This is a genomic window from Haloferula sargassicola (assembly GCF_040362925.1).
In the GTDB taxonomy this organism is placed as follows: Bacteria; Verrucomicrobiota; Verrucomicrobiia; order Verrucomicrobiales; family Akkermansiaceae; genus Haloferula; species Haloferula sargassicola.
Map to the genome: position 1 here is coordinate 1 of NZ_BAABRI010000053.1, position 1,241 is coordinate 1,241.

At 60.3% G+C, this 1,241-nt stretch carries 3 protein-coding genes; 2 read left to right on the forward strand and 1 reads right to left on the reverse strand.

Going from position 1 to position 1,241, the window contains the following annotated elements:
- Position 1: 1 nt before the first annotated feature.
- Positions 2-220, reverse strand: a complete 219-nt coding sequence (locus tag ABXH26_RS20550; protein WP_353568978.1) for a hypothetical protein — start codon at positions 218-220, stop codon at positions 2-4.
- Between the two features lie 42 nt (positions 221-262).
- Between ABXH26_RS20550 and ABXH26_RS20555 the strand changes: the two genes are divergently transcribed.
- Together ABXH26_RS20555 and ABXH26_RS20560 are read left to right on the forward strand one after the other, a co-directional pair.
- A complete protein-coding gene (locus ABXH26_RS20555; RefSeq protein WP_353568979.1) occupies positions 263-592 on the forward strand; it encodes a helix-turn-helix domain-containing protein in 330 nt (109 codons plus the stop codon).
- The gene (locus ABXH26_RS20560; protein ID WP_353568980.1) at positions 562-1,224 is read left to right on the forward strand and encodes an IS630 family transposase; all 663 of its coding nucleotides are present in this window, start codon (positions 562-564) and stop codon (positions 1,222-1,224) included. The genes ABXH26_RS20555 and ABXH26_RS20560 overlap by 31 nt, the downstream gene beginning before the upstream one ends.
- The last annotated feature ends 17 nt before the right edge of the window (positions 1,225-1,241 follow it).

Here is a 1,241-nt window from a genome sequence, read left to right on the forward strand (position 1 = left end):
CCTAGTAGTCCATAAAATTTAATATGACACACACCGGCGTTTTTGAAATTGTACTTTTCCCGGGTTTTGTACACTCGGCGAGGTGCCTGCCAAAATCCACCGAATCAAACTGACCCAAGCCGAACGCCGCGACCTCGAAGTCATCCGCGATCGAGGCAAGGGCAACGCCGTGAGGATCAAACGCGCCATCGCCCTTCTCCTCGCCGACGAAGGCGATCACGGACCGGGGAAGAAAGATGCCGACATCCTTTGGGTCACCGGAATGAGTCCGCGCACGCTGGTGCGTCTGCGGGAAAGGTGTTGCGAAGTCGGCCCGCTCGGCGCGCTGGAGCGCAAGCAGCGTGAGAAACCGCCGCGCGAGATCAAGATCACCGGAGAAGTCGAAGCCCGCATCACCACGCTGGCCTGCTCGCAACCTCCTTCCGGTCATGCCCGCTGGACCCTCCAGCTTCTCGCCGATCACCTCGTTGAAATCGGCGTCATCGAAAGCATCTCCCACACCTCGGTGGCCACCGTCTTAAAAAAAGTCCGCTCAAGCCGTGGCGACAGGAATGCTGGTGCATCCCGCCCAAGGAAGACGCCGCCTTCGTAGCGGCGATGGAAGACGTACTGGAGGTCTATTCGCGACCTCCGACTCCCGCGATCCCGCTGGTTTGCCTCGACGAATTCGCCAAGCAACTCCTCTCCGAAAGTCGCCCGGCGATTCCCGCGGCCCCGGGACGTCCTGCCCGCCACGACTACGAATACGTGCGTGAGGGCAGTGTCACGGGCTTCATGATCGCCATGCCCCACGTGGGCGAAAGGGACGTCTTCATCGGGCGCGACGGACGGCGCACGGCCACGGATTTCGCCGCGTGCCTCGACCACATCGCCCATCGGCTTTTGCCCGGAGCCGACAAGATCCTGCTCGTCATGGACAACCTCAACACCCATACGACGGCATCTCTCTATGAGGCCTTCCCCGCGGAGAAAGCCAGAGCCCTTTGCGAACGCTTCGAGATCCATCACACGCCCAAGCATGGCAGCTGGCTGAACATGGCGGAGATCGAGATCGGCCTGCTCGCCCGACAGTGCCTGAACCGGAGGATCGGCTCGGTCGATGAATTCCGATCCCAGGTTGGGGCGTATCTCAGATGGAAGAACGCCGATCCCAAACCCATCCGATGGCAGTTCGACAATTCCCAGGCCCGCGTGAAACTCAGATCACTATATCCGTCCGTTTAAGGTTTATGGGATACTAG